Genomic DNA, 17488 nt, shown 5'->3' with positions numbered 1-17488 from the left:
TGTGATTGTATTACATGTTAGTTAAACATTTCTTAATTTTTCGGCAGCCAGGGCAAGGGTTTCATCCTCTTTGGCAAAACAAAACCTAATGATACCATAATCAGTAGATTTTTGGTAGAATGCAGATATTGGTATTGCAGCTACGCCAAACTCTTTTATCAAACGCATGGTAAAATCAGTATCTTTTTCATCACTAATATTCTGGTAACTGGCACATTGAAAATATGAACCTTTGCAGGGCAATAACTCAAATCTACTTCCGCTAAGTAACGACTGAAAATAGTCTCGCTTATTTTGGAAGAAATTTGCTAAACCCATATAGTTGCTCGGTTCTGAAAGATAGTTTGCAATAGCTTCCTGCATCGGACTATTAACGCTGAAAACATTAAATTGGTGTACCTTTCTAAATTCTTTGGTCAAATGTTCTGGCGCCAGACAATACCCAACTTTCCATCCTGTAGCATGGAGCAGTTTACCGAAAGACGCTATGATAAAGCTCCTTTCGCGTAGCTCCTCGTAAAGCATCACACTCCGATGTTGTTCTCCGTCATAGATCAAATGTTCGTAAACCTCATCACTTAAAATCAAGATATCAGTACCGCTTACCAGCTTTGTTAAGGCCTTCATGTCATCATCAGTTAAGATACTTCCGGTCGGATTTTGCGGAGTATTTAGGATGATCATCCTTGTGCTGGAAGTAAATAGCTTTTTTACCATATCCCAATCAATGGCATAGTTTGGTGGCGCCAACTCGTACGTTTTAACTAAGCCACCCAAAAGTTTTACCGTAGGAGCATAGCAATCGTAAGCGGGCTCAAAAATAATCACCTCATCGCCCGAATTTATTACGGCAGCCAGCGCAGTAAAAATAGCTTGGGTTCCACCTGCTGTAATGGTAATTTCTGTATCACTGTTGTATTTTACTTTGTACAACTGATTCACTTTTTCAGAAATGGTTTCCTTTAGCAAAGTGTTGCCCGGCATCGGCGCATATTGGTTAAAGCCGTCTGTCATAGCCCGCGTAACCAGCTCAACTAATTTCGGATCGCATGCGTAATCTGGGAAACCTTGAGATAAATTGATAGCCTGGTATTCTGTTGCAAGCTTAGACATTACCGAAAAAATGGTTGTACCTACGCCTGGAAGTTTAGATGGTATACTTAACATGATCTTAGCGAAAATAGTAAAAAAAGACCGAAAGAAGGTAGATCGACTTATCCATCCCGTTTTAATATTTAGGAAAGCAATGTTGGTACCAACAATTAATGGATAGCCCTACTGTACACTATAGCCCTACACTTCGTTTCGGGGCTGCCGTTTCCATTAGGTTTAGGTGGCACGGCCAATCAAAATATTTACAGCAAGATCTAGTTCGCCGGTTCCATCTGTAAATAAAAATGAACTGTTTAATAAGGCTGCTTTAATAGCAAGTTGCTTTTATGCTGAGGCGCTATTGATGAATTTAGTGTGCAACAATTGTTCCTGTTGTTTCGGCCTTTATCTCTTTTTTTATTACTCGACTCCCTACAATCAGACAGATTAAGGCTATGGCGGCTGCCGAAGCCATTACAAGAGGCATTGGTACAACTGTAGTTTCGCTAAACAAACTCACAATAACCGACGCAAGCGCACCCAAACCCATTTGCAAAGCACCCATCAATGCTGATGCACTTCCTGCGTTCTTGGTAAAAGGTGCCAATGCCAAGGCTGAGGCATTTGGATTGATGAAACCTAAACAGCATAAAAACAATGCAATAAACAATATGGTGGGGTATAGGCTCAACCAACCATTCAATGCAAAAATTAAAAATATGAAACTTACCACGCACTGGGCAAGCAATGCCCAGTTCACAATTTGCTTACTACTAAACCAACGTAAAATAAAACTGTTTAATTGGCTGGATCCGATAAATGAAACGGAAAGCAAAGCAAAAATCCACCCGTAGCCTGTCTTATTAACCTCGTATATTTTCATAAACACAGTTGGAGATGAAGACACATAGGCAAACAAACCAGAAAAAGTGATTGCACTTATTAAAGCATAGGTTAAAAATTGGGGCTCTCTTAACACTACAAAAAAGTTTCTTAAAATGGGCTTGGGTTTTAACGAATAATTTGGATCTGGCTGATAGCTTTCTGGTAACTTAAAAATAGTTGCCAAAAGCATTAAAGTGGCCATAATCGCTAAAAAAACAAATACATATTTCCAGCCCAATGCAGAAATTAAATACCCGCCAGCCGTTGGTGCCAGCATTGGCGAAACTGCAATAACCAGCATTAAGGAGGCAAAAACTTTCGGACTTTCTTCCACTGAAAATAAGTCTCGCACCATAGCGATCGATGCTACGGCGGTAGCACAACTTCCAATTGCCTGTACAAATCTTAACACAATAAGCTGATTAACATCAGTAACTGCTAGGCAAAGAAACGACGACACAATATAGAGTACTAAACCAAAATAAAGTGGCTTTTTGCGGCCATATTTATCTAACAAAGGGCCGTAAAGCAATTGGCCAAACGAAATACCAATAAAGAAACTTGATAATGATAAGGCCACAGTAGATTCAGTACTGTGTAAATCTGTAGCGATATCTACAAAGCCGGGCAAATACATATCAATGGAAAATGGACCCAAGGCGGCCAAAGAGCCCAATATCAATATCAAAAAGAAGTGTTGTTTTTTTGCCATCAGGTTACCCATTTTATTAGAGGCGCAAAGATTGTGAGATTTATGCGCTAAACCTAACCGCTTAGTCGAACGAATGTAAAATATAAAAAGCTATTTGGCATAAGTGATAAAATATTTTCGTTGCAGATAAATGTGAAAAAGATTATTTCTAGATTTATGCACTATGACCTTTAAAACAAAAGAAAGCCGCTTACTCCTTATTTTAGGAAGTTTCTTTGTGGCTAATGCAATACTCTCCGAATTTATTGGTGTAAAATTATTCAGCGTAGAGGAAACCCTGGGTTTTAAAAAGTTCGACATTAACCTGTTTGGTGTTCCTCATCTTTCATTCAATATGTCTGCAGGCGTGTTAACATGGCCAATCATTTTTGTGATGACGGATATCATTAATGAATACTTCGGCTTAAAGCAGGTGCGTTTTTTATCTGTTCTTACTGCAGTTTTAATTGCATTTGCATTTCTGGTTGTGTGGGGCGCCATCCACCTTACTGCCTCAGACTTCTGGGTTATGAACAAGGTTAATGGTCGTAATTTAAATATGGTGGATGCGTTCGATGCCATTTTTGGGCAAGGGATGTGGATTATTGTAGGCTCAATTACTGCTTTTATTGTAGGGCAGGTTTTAGACGCGTATATTTTCCATCGAATAAAGAAGATTACTGGTGAAGGGGCGCTTTGGTTGCGTGCAACGGGTTCAACGTTAGTGTCTCAATTCATCGACAGCTTCGTTGTTATTTTTATTGCATTTTACATCAATCCAAATTATGATTACAGTTGGCAGATGGTATTTGCTATTGGTTTAGTCGGTTATACCTACAAATTTGTCGTGGCTATATTACTGACACCCATTCTGTACATCGTTCATGCTATTATCGACGGATATCTTGGTAAAGAACTCGCCAGAAAACTCATGGAAATGGCTGGAAGAGGATAGGCCTAAAAGATTGCTAACACAAAAGGTCGGAATCGCTCCGACCTTTATGCTTAACAACAAAACAAATAAAAAATATTTTCCAATAGCTTAGTTCTCTGCTAATGCTTCAGCATATGTATTACTCTCGAACTGTTCTTGCTTGTAAATCTGCCTGCCAGTGTAAGCAATAAAAACACGCTCATCAAGCAAAAGGTCTCTGTTTCTAATTAAATTCTCTAATTCAACCGTACCAATTACATATTTATATTCACTTGCGGCATAACGTTCGCTAATGTGATCAAATGCAAGCAGTTCGACCAAATCCTCGTCCGAATAACGGAGGTATATCTCGAGTAGGATGTTTTCTGTGTGCTTAACCCCGTTACCAGAATGATATTTTTTGTACTCATAACGGTAGTCATATCTTAGCGCAGCAATATCAGAAAGCACTGCAGCGCCTGTCGGATGACCGCCCGCACCCTTTCCAAAGAAAAACTGTTTGTCTGCAAAAGCTGCTTGGACAGTAACTGCATTGTATTCGTTTTCTACGTTATATAAAAAATCGTCTTTGGCAACCAATTTCGGTAAAACGTAAGTAACCACATCCTTGGTATTTACTTTTCTAGCGGTGGGCACCAGCTTAATTTTTAAATTCTTCTCTCGAGCGTATCTAATGTCGTGTTGTGAAAGGTTCTGGATGCCAATATTTAAAATCATATCCGGGTTGACAAAAAGTCCGTATGCATGTGCCGTAGCAATAGCCAGTTTATATTTGGGGTCGTATCCACCAACGTCCAAAATAGGATCGGTTTCTGCAAAGCCCAAATGCTGTGCCTCTTTAAGAGCCGCATCGTAACTCTGATTTTCATTAAATACTTTAGATAGAATATAATTAGATGAACCATTGAAAATGCCACTTAACGCATGGAAAAGCTCATTATCGTAGTATTCTTCCAGGTTTCTTATAATTGGAATACTACCACAAACTGCGCCTTCGTAAAGTAACGATGTTCCATATTGTTGCTGTAACGCTACCAGTTCTTTTAAATGGCTGGCAATCATTTTCTTGTTCGCTGATACTACATTTTTACCATTTTTTAAAGCAGTGGTTACAATATCATAGGCGGCATCCGCATCGTTGATTAACTCCACAACAGTGTTGATTTCCGTGTTCTCTAAAATCTCATTTTTATCCGTGGTGAAAAGATCTTGATTTAACGTTCTCTTTTTCCTAGGATCTTTAATTGCAATTTTAATTATCTCGAGGTTCAGGTTTTGACTTTGAATAATGTCAAGCAATCCTTGGCCTACTACGCCAAAACCAAATAAACCAATTTTTAAATTTTTACTCATGTTGTTTATGCTATCACTGCAACGCTAGAAAGCGCAGCAGTAAGTTTTATGTTTTTAATTGTTGATCTGACCGAAAAGTTAAGCTGTATGTTGCAGTTTAATAATTTTTTTATTGCTACTTTCCTTCATAAAGGTGCCAATGATGTTAGTAAGTACATTTGTTTCAATCAAGAAACCATCGTGCCCATAAGCCGAGTGAATTGCTGCAAACTGCGCATCTTTAATGTGATCAGCTAAATATTTTTGTTCCGAAATAGGAAAAAGAAAATCATTTTCAATTCCAATTACCAACGTATTTGCTAAAATCTGTTTAAGCGCTTCGGAAATACTTTTGCGGTTTCTGCCTACATTATGGCTATCCATGGCCTTGGTTAAATAGTAATAACTGTATGCATTGAAGCGGTTGGTTAACTTTTCACCCTGGTAATTTTGGTAAGAAGCAGCCCGGAATTGGTCAGTTTTATCATTAACGCTTTCTACTTGTGTGCTACCGTAGGCGTCGTAAGTTCTATAGCTCAAGAGTGCAATGCTCCTTGCAGCTTTCAATCCCTTTTCGCCGCCATTCGGTTGATTTGCAAAAAATGTTCTATCTGCAGTTATCGCTAAGCGCTGGCTTTCGTTGAAAGCAATTCCCCATGGCGAATGCACTGCATTTGTAGCTACTAAAATCAGGTTGGCAATCCGCCTGGCCTCTATAATAGCCCACTCAACCGCCTGTTGTCCGCCTAAAGAACCGCCAATTAATAACTTAATTTGGTCAATCCCAAGGTGTGTCGCCAGTAACTGGTGTGCAGAGACAAAATCGCGTACCGTAAATTGCGGAAATGCTAAATAATAAGGCAGACCCGTAACAGGGTTTGTGCTCAGCGGATTTGTAGTGCCATAATTGGAACCAAGAACATTAGCGCAAATGATGTAATGATCATTAGGATTAAATAAGGCATTAGCGCCAAATAAACCTTCCCACCATTCAAAAACATCTGCATTAGCGGTTAGCGCATGACAAACCCAAATCACATTGTCGCGGTTCGCATTCAATTTACCATAGGTTTGATAGGCAATTTGTAAGTTCTTGATTTTTTTGCCACTCTCTAGTTTAAACTGTTTACCGTAACTATATATTGATGAAATACTCATTGATAAAAGGAATCTTGTTTTTAAATGATAAGGTTAGCCTAGTTCTGTTTTTGCACCGGCCCCAGTAGCCTTAAAAGCCTGTTCAAAATCTGCTTTGATATCATCGATATGTTCGATACCAACTGAAACGCGGAGTGCATTAGGTTTCACACCAGCTGCGAGTTGTGCTTCATCACTTAATTGCTGGTGTGTTGTGGCCGATGGTTGTATAATTAGCGTTTTGGCATCACCCACATTTGCTAAGTGTGAAATTAATTTTAGATGATCAATTAACTGAGTGGCACTTTCTTTAGTTCCGTTAAGTTCGAAAGATAGTACAGCCCCGAAACCATTGCTAAGGTACTTTTTAGCGAGGCTATTGTATTTACTGCTTGCCAAGCCTGGGTAAGAAACTTCCTTAACTGCTGGATGATTTTCGAGCCATGTGGCCAATTCCAGGGCATTGTCTACATGCCTCTGTACTCTTAGGGAAAGCGTTTCCAAACCTTGCAACAGTAGAAAAGAGTTGAAAGGGGAGAGTGCTGGCCCTAAATCTCTAAGTCCTTCTACACGAGCACGAATTATGAATTGAATATTTCCAAACGGACCATCAACGCCAAAAACGTCGCTAAAAACCAGGCCATGGTATCCTTCAGCTGGTTGGCTAAATTGTGGAAACTTACCATTTCCCCAATTGTAGTTTCCACCATCTACAATCACACCGCCAATGCTTGTTCCGTGCCCGCCGATCCATTTCGTCGCAGATTCAACAACAATGTTTGCTCCATGTTCTAAAGGCTTAAATAAATAACCTGCGGCACCAAAAGTGTTATCAACAACTAATGGTAAATCGTATTTTTTAGCAATCGCTGCAATTTTTTCGAAATCTGGAATACTAAATGCAGGGTTTCCTATGGTCTCCAGATAAATAGCCTTGGTCTGATCTGTAATCTTTGTTTCAAATTCCTCCGGGTTATCTGGATTTGCAAAATCTACATGAATCCCTAATCGCTTAAAGGCGACTTTAAACTGATTATATGTACCGCCATATATATGGGAAGATGAAACGATACTATCGCCAGCCTCTAAGATATTATTTAATGCAATAAATTGTGCTGCCTGTCCAGATGCAACAGCCAAAGCAGCAACTCCACCCTCTAAGGCCGCAATTCTCTTTTCAAACACATCATTAGTTGGATTCATAATCCTCGTATAGATGTTACCAAACTCTTTTAGTGCAAATAAATTTGCACCATGTTCGGCATTCTTAAAGCCGTAGGAGGTAGTTTGATAGATGGGCACCGCTCTTGAACCGGTAGTTGGATCTATTTCCTGACCAGCATGAATCTGTAATGTTTCAAATTTATAGGTGTCTGACATTTTGATAAAGTTTAAGTGGAAACTGGGTTATTTTGCTTGGATCCTATAAAAGGAGCCGGCCAATGTTGCGTATCTCGAGTAAACGAGACCTTCCAATTTGAAGTAATTACAATAGAGGAAGTTTTATAGATTAGTACATGCAACAGCACATACCCGTAAACCCAATTAATTGAATAGAAAGATTTTTTACCTTATTCAGATGATGTTCGCCTTGCGATTGAAGATTTAATATTTTCATCAGTTAAAATTTATATTTCCAAATAACACCTTGTTAATTGGTCTGGAATTGGCACCTTCTCTTTCTGAGGGTTGCCAGTGGGTCAAAGAGCCAGTCTCTCGCCACTTCTTTATAAATCAACCTGAATAGATTGACTTTTATTTAGTTACCTACCAAATAATATTTCAAATATTCAAATTATTAATCAAACAACAAAATTAAATTCTGATATTTTTTTAAATACCTGAATTTCAGTGTTGTAATTTTTTAGATCAAATAGGATTAAACTTAATTATGCCTTATTAACATGACTCACATGCAAGTAGTCGGCAGTGTAATATGATCAGCACAGAACATGACCCCAACTTATTGTAGAATACATGCCACTGAAATGAGCAATCTTTAAAAAGTAATAAGCTTTATGAAATAATTTATTTTACGCCAGCGCTTGCGCTAAATCGGCGATAATGTCGTCTACATGTTCTAATCCTACAGAAATCCGTAGTAAATTCTTTGGCGTTTTGCTGTCTGGTCCTTCAACAGAATAGCGGTGCTCTATTAGACTCTCTACGCCACCTAGACTCGTAGCCTGTGCAAAGAGCTTAACTTTATTAACAACTTTGGATGTCGCGTCTACATCGCCCTTTACCAAAAAAGACATCATGCCGCCAAAAGCTTTCATTTGTTTCTTGGCAATGGAATGTTGAGGATGGCTTTCCAGTCCAGGATAAAATACGGCTTCAACATTTGGATGATTGACCAGATACTGCGCAACCTTTTCCCCGTTTTCGCAATGGCCTCTCATACGATAGGACAAGGTTTTTATACTTCTACATAGCAGAAAACAATCAAATGGCGAAGGCACCGCTCCACCTGTTTGTTGCACATTTCTTATCCTTTCCCACAGTTCATCCTTTTTCGCGGTGACAAGTATACCCCCTAAAATGTCGCTATGGCCACCCAGATATTTCGTGCTGCTATGCATTACAATATTAGCGCCTAACAAAATAGGATTTTGCAGAATAGGCGAAGCAAACGTACTATCGCAGGCTAAGGTTATTCCGCTATTCCTGGCGATTTTTGCAATTTCTTCGATGTCCGTAACCTTTAGCAATGGGTTCGATGGCGTTTCTATCCAAATTAGGGCTGTATTGGGCTTTATAGCAGATTTAATTAATTCGAGATCGGTCTGGTCTACAAAATCAAAAGAAAGCGTTTCATTGAAAATTGTGAGTAATTGTTTCTTAATTCCCCAATACATATCATCTGGCGCAATGATGTGGCTACCGGGTTTTAATGCCTGAAACAAGCTCATCCCGCAATTATTCCCCGATGCAAATGCCGCTGCGTCTTCACCAAACTCCAATTTAGCCACAGTGTTTTCTAAAGCAGACCTATTTGGGTTGCTCACTCGACTATACATGTGGCCACCAGGGTAACCACCATGCTCATCGCGAAAAAAAGTAGTAGATAAATTTATTGGAGGTGTAACATCTCCAGTTGTATTTTTTACAAGATTAGAGGCATGAATAGCAAGCGTTTCCGGTTTCATAACAGAAGTTGTAAGATCTAAATTAAAAGTTGTGCAATTTAATAATTTGGCGCTAAAATAAGGTACCAAATGGTTTTGGCAAGATTTATGTATTCACTTTGGCAAAAATTAAATTCTACAAAAAATGAGAAGATTATTTATAGCGATTGCAATTGCATGTTCTACATTGGTAATGTTACAAAGTTGTTCATCAACAAAAAATGCAACTACTGGTATTAACGGCGGTAGAGGAACCATTACCGGTACGTGGGTGTTAAGTAATATTGCGCTGGATGGATTACCTGATCAGGCTGTGCAAGGTTTATTTGGCGAAAAGTCTTACAAATGTTTTGAAGGCAGTACTTGGAAACTAACCAATAGTGGTAACGGATCATATACTTTACCTGCTTCGAGTACTTGTGGTGCAGTGATGCAAACGATTTTCTGGTCTGCAACTCCTGCAGAAGAAACATTTCAATTCAAAAAAATATTTGAAGGAGATAAAGCCAAGAACGTTACTGAAGGGTATCGTTTAGTGCTTACCCAATTATCAAAAGGCAACATGGTAATGAAATCTCCGATAGAGTTTGGTGGAAAAACGGCTAACATTATATTGACTTTCACTCCAGCTTCAAACTAATTCCGTCTCGATAATAACAATAAGGCACTTCTGAAAAGAGGTGCTTTTTTGGTTTTAATTAATGCTCTTGAAAGCTTTACTGTCCCAGATTCTTCTGTGTTTGAATTACTATTGATACCAGACGCAAATAGCGAAATTCACCGTTTGTTACAACAAAATGATTTTCAAATCGGCCCAATATTGTATTTTTGTTCAAAATCAATCAGGAATGAATACAACTGAGCAAGTTGAAAAAATATTAGCTGATGCATCATTATCGGCCGAACTCACACAGATCGCAAGGAAAGTCTTAAATAAAGCACGGATTACATTTGATGAAGGTGTTTATCTTTACGAACATGCTGAACTGGGATACCTGGGGATATTGGCCAATTATATCCGTACAGAAAAGCATGGTGATAAGACTTACTTCAATAGAAATTTCCATTTGGAGCCTACCAACCTTTGTGTTTACGACTGTAAATTTTGTTCGTATTCTCGTTTGATTAAGCAAAAGGAAGAAGGCTGGGCTTTAACGATGGATCAGATGCTCGATATCGTGAAGAAATACGATGCAGAGCCGGTTACGGAAGTGCATATTGTGGGTGGAGTTTTACCCCAGTACGACGTTGCTTTTTATTCGGCGCTATTTTCTGCCATTCGTGCCCATCGCCCAGATTTACATGTGAAGGCGCTAACACCTGTAGAATACCACTATATCTTCAAAAAAGCAAAGCTTGATTACGCATCTGGGATGAAGTTGATGAAGGAGGCTGGTTTACAATCGATGCCAGGTGGCGGTGCGGAAATATTTCACCCAGAAATACGCCAGCAAATAGCTAAAGATAAATGCACAGGGGAAGAATGGTTAGCAATTCATGAAGAATGGCATAACCTAGGTATGCGCAGTAATGCAACTATGCTCTATGGCCATATTGAAAGCTTTGAGCATCGTATCGATCATATGGAACGCCTGCGTATGTTGCAAGACAAAACTGGTGGTTTCCAAACTTTTATTCCACTAAAATTTAGAAATCAGCATAATCAAATGAGCCATGTGGCTGAATCTTCGGTAATTGAGGATTTGAGAAATTATGCGATTGCCAGGATCTACCTGGATAACTTCGATCATATAAAAGCGTATTGGGCAATGATTAGTCGGGAAACTGCACAGCTATCGCTCAATTATGGCGTTGATGATATCGATGGAACACTAGATGATACCACAAAAATTTACTCAATGGCGGGTGCAGAAGAGCAAACACCGGCAATGAGTACTCGAGAACTCGTAACCTTAATTAAACAAGTAGATAGAAAACCAATCGAGAGAGATACATTGTATAACGTGGTAACCGATTTTGAAAATGTTGTTTTTGAAGAAGAGAAAAAGCCTCAGTACTACAAGCTACCAGTCGTGAATTAATTAACTTACCAGTAACCTTTCCAAAGGGCATTATGCCTTGAAGATTGGCCATTGAGTTGGTCTGAAAACAAACATTGAATAACTTAAATGAAACAAATTTATATCATCCGCCACGGCGAAACAGAATTAAACAGACAGGGAATAGTGCAGGGAAGAGGTATAAATGCCGACTTAAATGATACAGGAAGAGCACAAGCGGAAGCTTTTTATCAAAAATATAAAGATATCCCTTTCGATAAAATTTACACTTCAGACTTGAAAAGAACTTGGCAAACCGTGCAAAAGTTTATCGATTCGGGTTTGCCATGGGAGAAGCTCTCGGGCCTGGATGAGCTAGCTTGGGGAATCTGGGAAGGAAAACCAAATTCTGAAGAAGCACGAGAAGCTTTTAGGACCATGTTGCAAACTTGGCAAGATGGAGATTATACAGCTGGCTTTGAAGGGGGTGAAAGTGTTCAGGATGTTTACGAGCGCCTGAAACAGCCTATGGAGTTGCTCGCGAACAGACCTGAGGAGAAAACGGTGTTACTTTGTATGCATGGGCGGGCAATGCGTGTGTTTTTATGTTTGTTACTTGGAAAACCCTTAAGCGAGATGACCGAGTTCCCCCATCAAAACACTGTTTTATACAGATTGGGTTTTGAAGATGGAAAGTTTTCAGTGCTCGAATTTAATAGTGTGCTACATTTAGATGGATTAGTGATCGGTTAATAGGTGATGTGCTCTTGCTAAATTTCTGCATCCTTTTATTCGCATAAGAGCTGAAAGAGATCTAGTGCAAGCGCTTAAATAAAGATTTATAAGCTTGAGTAAAATAAAAATATCGGCTGTTGCATATACCAACACCAAAGCATTCATTTACGGATTAGAACATTCTGCTATAATTGATAGCATTGACTTGAGTTTAGATATTCCTTCAGATTGCGCAGCAAAACTCATTGATGGCCAGGTTGATATTGGTTTGATTCCTGTAGCTGCGATACCATTAGTACCCAACGCAAATATTATAGCAGATTATTGTATTGGTAGCGATGGTGCAGTAAATTCTGTATTTATTTTTAGCAATGTTCCTATTGAAGAAATAAAAACGGTAAAGCTTGATGCGCATTCTAGAACCTCTAACAATCTTGCAAAAGTATTGCTTAAATTTCATTGGCAAAAGGTAGTAGCATTTACTACCGACCTTGATGCCAACACCGATGCGATGGTATTGATTGGCGATAGAACATTCGGCAAGAAAGATGATTTCGCCTATGCTTATGATATGGGTGAGGAGTGGAAAAATTTCACAGGCCTACCATTCATGTATGCAGCGTGGGTTGCCAATAAAGTAATATCGAAAGAATTTAAGGAGGAATTTAATGCAGCGCTTAGGTTTGGTTTGGCGCATCGCGATGAAGTTTTGAAAGCGTTAAAGCCCTCAAGAAATTTCGATTTGAGTGATTACCTTCACCACAAACTTCAATTTGATGTTACCGATGAGCGGAGAAAGGCCTTGAGCTTGTTTTTAGAATATATCCAAAAGCTCTAAGGCTAATCGATCATTATATTTTGCTTTGAAAAGCGTATCGTATAAACATAAAGGCAGCCTGCTTGGGCTGCCTTTATGTTTTAATGTGTTTTAAGTTTGCCGGATATCGTTTCCAGCTTACTTTTTAATTTCGTTAATGCACCCGCAATGGCCAAGTCGTAATTGTTGCCAAAGTTGGTAACTGCAATGGGCTCTTTGCCCGTAATTCTGGCTTCCAATAAGCATCTCTTATCTTCCAAACCGTCTTTACTTCCATTTTCGTCTGATAAATGTACCTCTAATCTGGTGATCAAATCATCGAATCTACCTAGTGCGTCGGCAATTTGTGTTTGAATCTTGTCTTCGTACTCTTGGTGTATGGTTAGGTTTTTGTCAGTATTAAGCTGTATCGTCATCATAAAATTATTAGGTTAAATGTACTAGATTAACAGCCGACTCTGAAAATCGTTTTCGATTAGCAATCTTTAATTTTAAACATTTAGCCTGGAGCATCCTTTGTTTCTAAACCTGATAGTAATGAAAATCTTTTTTGCTGCACGCATGGGGTGCATAGCTTTCCAAGATTGAAACAAACAGTAGCGAAATCTGTGCTTGTTCCTTAATCAAAAAAATTGTAATGTATAGCAGGGCTGCATTTTCCGAAGCGCAACTGCATGTTCATTTTCTGATCAAAAAATCTGTTTGGCGTTAGGTTGGTGAAGGTAAAACTTTCAACTTTTCAACAAAAGCGTTAGAAAATGGCTAATCGTGTTATCTTTATAGCTTTTGCAAATTAATTAAAGTTTTGGCTAAAGATACGAATAAGGAAACCCCTTTAATGCAACAATACAATGCCATAAAGGCAAAGTATCCGGGTGCACTTTTACTTTTTAGGGTTGGAGATTTTTACGAAACCTTTGGCGAAGATGCCATAAAAACAGCTCAGATTTTGGGTATTGTTTTAACCAGAAGAGGTACCGGACCAAATGGAGGTGCGTTGGAGCTTGCGGGTTTTCCGCATCATTCTTTAGATAATTACCTTTCCAAATTGGTTAGGGCCGGGCAGCGTGTGGCGATCTGCGATCAACTTGAAGACCCAAAGGCAACCAAAACCATTGTAAAACGTGGGGTTACTGAACTGGTTACTCCAGGCGTTGCCTACGGAGATAACATTGTTAACCAGAAATCTAATAATTATTTAGCATCGATTTATTTCGATAAGGCACAGATTGGTGTCTCATTTCTCGATATTTCTACCGGCGAATTTATGATTGCCCAGGGGAACAGCGATTATATAGATAAATTGCTGCAAGGGTTTAAACCGACTGAGGTTATTTTTCAAAAATCCAAGCGTCAGCAGTTTATGGAACACTTCGGCGATCGTTTTTATACCTTCGGCTTGGACGAATGGCCGTATACCGCTGATTATGCGCTGGAAACCTTAACCAAACATTTCGATGTTGCCTCTTTAAAAGGTTTTGGTATAGAGCGGCTGCAGAGTGGCATTATTGCCGCAGGCGTGATTTTGCACTACCTTGGCGAAACAGAGCACCGTAATCTTCAACACATTACTTCGATTAGCAGGATTGAGGAAGACCGTTACATGTGGCTAGACCGATTCACAATCAGAAATTTGGAATTGGTAAACTCGGCCAACGATAATGCTGTTACCCTGTTTGATATTTTAGATTACACCTGTACACCTATGGGTGCCCGGTTGCTACAGAAGTGGATTATAATGCCATTAAAAGAATTGAAACCTATACAGGAGCGCTTGGGGATGGTCGATTTTTTCGTTGGCAATACCGAAATACGACAGGAATTTTTGGTGCACATTAAGCAAATAGGCGATATTGAAAGGTTAATTTCAAAGGTTGGTTTACAGCGTGTTGGCCCGAGGGAACTGGTGGCTTTAAAAAGAGCGCTTATTCACATCGAAGCGGTTAAACATTTGGCCGCAAACTCAAAAAATCCTTTTCTTGTTAAAATTGCCGACCAGTTAAATCCATGTTTGTCTATTCGTGAACGTATTGAACGAGAGCTGCATGCTGAGCCTCCGGCTTTGCTGATTAAAGGCAATGTAATTAATGATGGCGTAGACGAGGAATTAGATCGACTGCGCAAGATTGCTTTTGGTGGGAAAGATTATTTGGTGCAAATTCAGAAAAGAGAAGTGGAAACTACCGGCATCCCATCTCTCAAAATTTCGTTTAACAATGTTTTTGGCTATTACCTGGAGGTTACTCATACGCACAAAGATAAAGTACCAGAAGGTTGGATTCGAAAGCAAACTTTGGTAAATGCCGAACGCTATATTACACCCGAACTTAAAGCCTACGAAGAGCAGATTTTAGGAGCAGAAGAAAAAATTCAGGCGATAGAAATTAGGTTATATAATGAATTGATGTATGAGACAGCGAGCTATATTAAGCCCATTCAGTTAAATTCGTTTCTAATAGCGCAATTAGATTGTTTGTTATGCTTTGCCCAGCTTGCAGAGAAAAACCATTATGTTAAGCCAACTGTAAATAAGGAAAAGGTTCTGGATATTAAAGGTGGTAGGCACCCGGTTATAGAAAAGCAATTACCTGTAGGACAGGAATACATTACCAACGACGTGTACTTAGATAGTGATGCACAGCAGATTATCATGATTACGGGACCAAATATGGCTGGTAAGTCTGCTATCCTAAGGCAAACTGCCTTGATTGTGCTGATGGCGCAAATGGGTTGTTTTGTACCTGCAAAGTCTGCTGATGTTGGCCTGGTTGATAAGATTTTTACAAGGGTTGGAGCTTCTGATAATATTTCATCAGGGGAAAGTACGTTTATGGTAGAAATGAATGAGACGGCCAGTATCTTAAATAATATTTCTGATAACAGTTTAATTCTGCTGGATGAGATTGGTCGTGGGACAAGTACCTACGATGGTATTTCGATAGCCTGGGCTATTGCAGAATTCTTACACCAGCACCCAACCTCGCGACCAAAGACTTTGTTTGCCACTCATTACCATGAACTAAATGAATTGGCTAATACCATGCCGAGGATTAAGAATTTCAACGTATCGGTTAAGGAGCTATCTAATAAGGTGATTTTTTTACGAAAGTTAGTTCCTGGCGGTAGCGAACATAGTTTTGGAATTCACGTAGCGAAGATGGCAGGCATGCCGCCGAAATTGGTAGGACGGGCCAATGAAATTTTAAAGAAATTGGAAATAGACCGAACAGAAGGGCAAAGTATTAAGGATAGCATAAAAAAGGTGCAAAACCAGGCATACCAGTTGCAGATGTTTGCGATAGATGATCCTGTTCTGGTGAAAATTAGAGACACTTTAAATAATTTGGATGTTAATGCCTTAACTCCAGTAGAGGCCCTGTTGAAATTGGATGAGATACAGCGGCTAATTAAGAATTAATAGATCCGTCACTTGGATTGGCCTGAGCTTCGAAGTCAGAATAATCCGTTGCTGTTTAATTGTTTACGCTGGTTCAATTGCAAGGCAAAATTAAATGATAATGAAAAGAAAATATTCGTTTTGGTTAATTCTATTGCTCTCAATAATTATTTCGGCTTGCGGAACTAGAAAATATACAGCCAAGAGTGATACGAAAGCAGCTAAAGCGGCCGATGCCATGTCTAACTTGAAGAGTAAACAGCTTTACAGGTTTATAACAGACTGGACGGGCGTGAAATATCGCTTCGGAGGATTAGATAAAAATGGAATTGATTGCTCGGGGTTTGCATTTCTACTCGAAAAGGAAATCTACGGCATTAATCTCCCAAGAATTTCGAGAGACCAAGCCAATGCGGTAAGAAGTAAAGATGTTTCACGATTAAAAGAAGGTGATTTGTTATTTTTCTCCTTTGGTGGTAGGGATGTTGACCATGTTGGAGTGTATCTTAATAATGGTTTTTTTGTACATGCCAGTACCACCCGGGGGGTAATTGTAGATGACTTAACCTTACCTGCATACCAACGAGTTCTGGTGAAGTCGGGTTCTGTAGATTAGCGATCATAAAAGATTTACTAACGCTGGCAATATTTGCAATCTTAATTACCTTATTTGTCCATTAGTAGGTTTACCAATTCTTTCAATTCAACCAACTCTTCCTCTAGCTTCGCGATTCGGGTTTCTAGCAGCGTGTTGTCTGGAATTTGATTCGTAGCGGCTTCTGCTTCTATGTCTACCTCATCAGCTTGTTCGCCTAATAGATGCTTGAATCGGGCTTCTTTTTGCCCTGGTTTTTTGATCATTTGTTTAACAAACGGTGTTTCACCTGTTGCAAGAATTTGCAGCTGTTCCAGCACCTCTTCAATAGTCTCAAACTCATGCAGTCTGCCAGAATTGCTATTAATTTCTCCAGGTGTCAATGGGCCTCGTAAAAGTAGTAAGCAAAGGATAGATAGTGATGCCGGCACTAAAGGAAAAACGATTCCCAGGTTATGTTTATATTTAATTACACGACTTGATCCTCCTGTTGCAGTCGATATCAGACCTTTTATCTTTAAGGAATTTAGAGTTAAGGTTACGGTTTCCTCATCATAGTTGACAACGGGATTTCGGGAGCTTTTTTGATTGCAGGCAGCAGTTAAACTATTTAATGTCATGGGGTAGTAGTCGGGGGTAGTTCTACTCTTTTCTATTAAAGAGCCTAAAACACGCTGTTCTGCTGATGATAAATCGGGGAGTGGTTTTGTATCTTCCATCCGATAAAAATAAAAATACGGTTAAC

15 protein-coding genes and 1 riboswitch are annotated in these 17488 nt (G+C 39.2%); of the genes, 7 read left to right on the top strand and 8 right to left on the bottom strand.

From position 1 onward, the window contains the following. Positions 1-21 precede the first annotated feature (21 nt). Both OQ268_RS07910 and OQ268_RS07905 read right to left on the bottom strand, forming a co-directional pair. Positions 22-1167, bottom strand: coding sequence for a methionine aminotransferase (locus OQ268_RS07910; RefSeq protein WP_265855578.1), 1146 nt, complete (start codon positions 1165-1167; stop codon positions 22-24). Positions 1168-1462: 295 nt separating this feature from the next. Then, a complete protein-coding gene (locus OQ268_RS07905; protein WP_265855577.1) occupies positions 1463-2689 on the bottom strand; it encodes a multidrug effflux MFS transporter in 1227 nt (408 codons plus the stop codon). Positions 2690-2852: 163 nt separating this feature from the next. Between OQ268_RS07905 and OQ268_RS07900 the strand changes: the two genes are divergently transcribed. Continuing rightward, on the top strand, positions 2853-3623 hold the full coding sequence (locus OQ268_RS07900; protein WP_265855576.1) for a queuosine precursor transporter: 771 nt from the start codon (positions 2853-2855) through the stop codon (positions 3621-3623). An 87-nt stretch (positions 3624-3710) separates the two neighbouring features. Here the strand turns inward: OQ268_RS07900 and OQ268_RS07895 are convergent, their stop codons facing one another. The 4 genes from OQ268_RS07895 to OQ268_RS07880 form a co-directional block, all read right to left on the bottom strand. Next, on the bottom strand, positions 3711-4955 hold the full coding sequence (locus OQ268_RS07895; RefSeq protein WP_265855575.1) for a homoserine dehydrogenase: 1245 nt from the start codon (positions 4953-4955) through the stop codon (positions 3711-3713). Positions 4956-5033: 78 nt separating this feature from the next. Next, complete coding sequence (locus tag OQ268_RS07890; RefSeq protein ID WP_265855574.1) at positions 5034-6092, bottom strand: homoserine O-acetyltransferase family protein; 1059 nt, start codon at positions 6090-6092, stop codon at positions 5034-5036. A 33-nt stretch (positions 6093-6125) separates the two neighbouring features. Next, complete coding sequence (locus tag OQ268_RS07885) at positions 6126-7451, bottom strand: O-acetylhomoserine aminocarboxypropyltransferase/cysteine synthase family protein (RefSeq protein WP_265855573.1); 1326 nt, start codon at positions 7449-7451, stop codon at positions 6126-6128. Positions 7452-7696: 245 nt separating this feature from the next. After that, positions 7697-7807, bottom strand: a riboswitch (SAM riboswitch). 297 nt (positions 7808-8104) lie between these two features. Continuing rightward, positions 8105-9220: a trans-sulfuration enzyme family protein gene (locus OQ268_RS07880; protein ID WP_265855572.1), complete on the bottom strand. Its 1116-nt coding sequence runs from the start codon at positions 9218-9220 to the stop codon at positions 8105-8107. Between the two features lie 124 nt (positions 9221-9344). Between OQ268_RS07880 and OQ268_RS07875 the strand changes: the two genes are divergently transcribed. The 4 genes from OQ268_RS07875 (at position 9345) to OQ268_RS07860 (ending at position 12772) form a co-directional block, all read left to right on the top strand. Beyond that, positions 9345-9839, top strand: coding sequence for a lipocalin family protein (locus OQ268_RS07875; RefSeq protein ID WP_265855571.1), 495 nt, complete (start codon positions 9345-9347; stop codon positions 9837-9839). A gap of 208 nt (positions 9840-10047) precedes the next feature. Continuing rightward, complete coding sequence (gene mqnE / locus OQ268_RS07870; RefSeq protein ID WP_265855570.1) at positions 10048-11241, top strand: aminofutalosine synthase MqnE; 1194 nt, start codon at positions 10048-10050, stop codon at positions 11239-11241. Between the two features lie 87 nt (positions 11242-11328). Next, positions 11329-11952, top strand: coding sequence for a histidine phosphatase family protein (locus tag OQ268_RS07865; RefSeq protein ID WP_265855569.1), 624 nt, complete (start codon positions 11329-11331; stop codon positions 11950-11952). Between the two features lie 94 nt (positions 11953-12046). Beyond that, entirely contained in the window at positions 12047-12772 is a 726-nt protein-coding gene (locus OQ268_RS07860) for a menaquinone biosynthetic enzyme MqnA/MqnD family protein (protein ID WP_265855568.1), read from the top strand. A gap of 80 nt (positions 12773-12852) precedes the next feature. On the opposite strand, the gene OQ268_RS07855 is transcribed toward OQ268_RS07860, so the two are convergent. Further along, positions 12853-13170 carry an HPF/RaiA family ribosome-associated protein gene (locus OQ268_RS07855; RefSeq protein WP_265855567.1) on the bottom strand — a complete coding sequence of 106 codons (318 nt, stop codon included), beginning with the start codon at positions 13168-13170 and terminating at the stop codon, positions 12853-12855. A gap of 386 nt (positions 13171-13556) precedes the next feature. On the opposite strand from OQ268_RS07855, the gene mutS reads away from it, so the two are divergent. Continuing rightward, complete coding sequence (mutS, locus tag OQ268_RS07850) at positions 13557-16169, top strand: DNA mismatch repair protein MutS (protein WP_265855566.1); 2613 nt, start codon at positions 13557-13559, stop codon at positions 16167-16169. Between the two features lie 100 nt (positions 16170-16269). Then, a complete protein-coding gene (locus OQ268_RS07845) occupies positions 16270-16764 on the top strand; it encodes a C40 family peptidase (RefSeq protein ID WP_265855565.1) in 495 nt (164 codons plus the stop codon). Positions 16765-16814: 50 nt separating this feature from the next. Here OQ268_RS07845 and OQ268_RS07840 read toward each other — a convergent pair whose 3' ends face one another. Continuing rightward, a complete protein-coding gene (locus tag OQ268_RS07840) occupies positions 16815-17462 on the bottom strand; it encodes a YceH family protein (protein ID WP_265855564.1) in 648 nt (215 codons plus the stop codon). Positions 17463-17488 lie beyond the last annotated feature (26 nt).

Source organism: Pedobacter sandarakinus (assembly GCF_026240095.1).
In the GTDB taxonomy this organism is placed as follows: Bacteria; Bacteroidota; Bacteroidia; order Sphingobacteriales; family Sphingobacteriaceae; genus Pedobacter; species Pedobacter sandarakinus.
The sequence above is the reverse complement of the archived record's forward strand: the minus strand, read 5'-3'. Positions and strand labels throughout refer to the sequence as shown.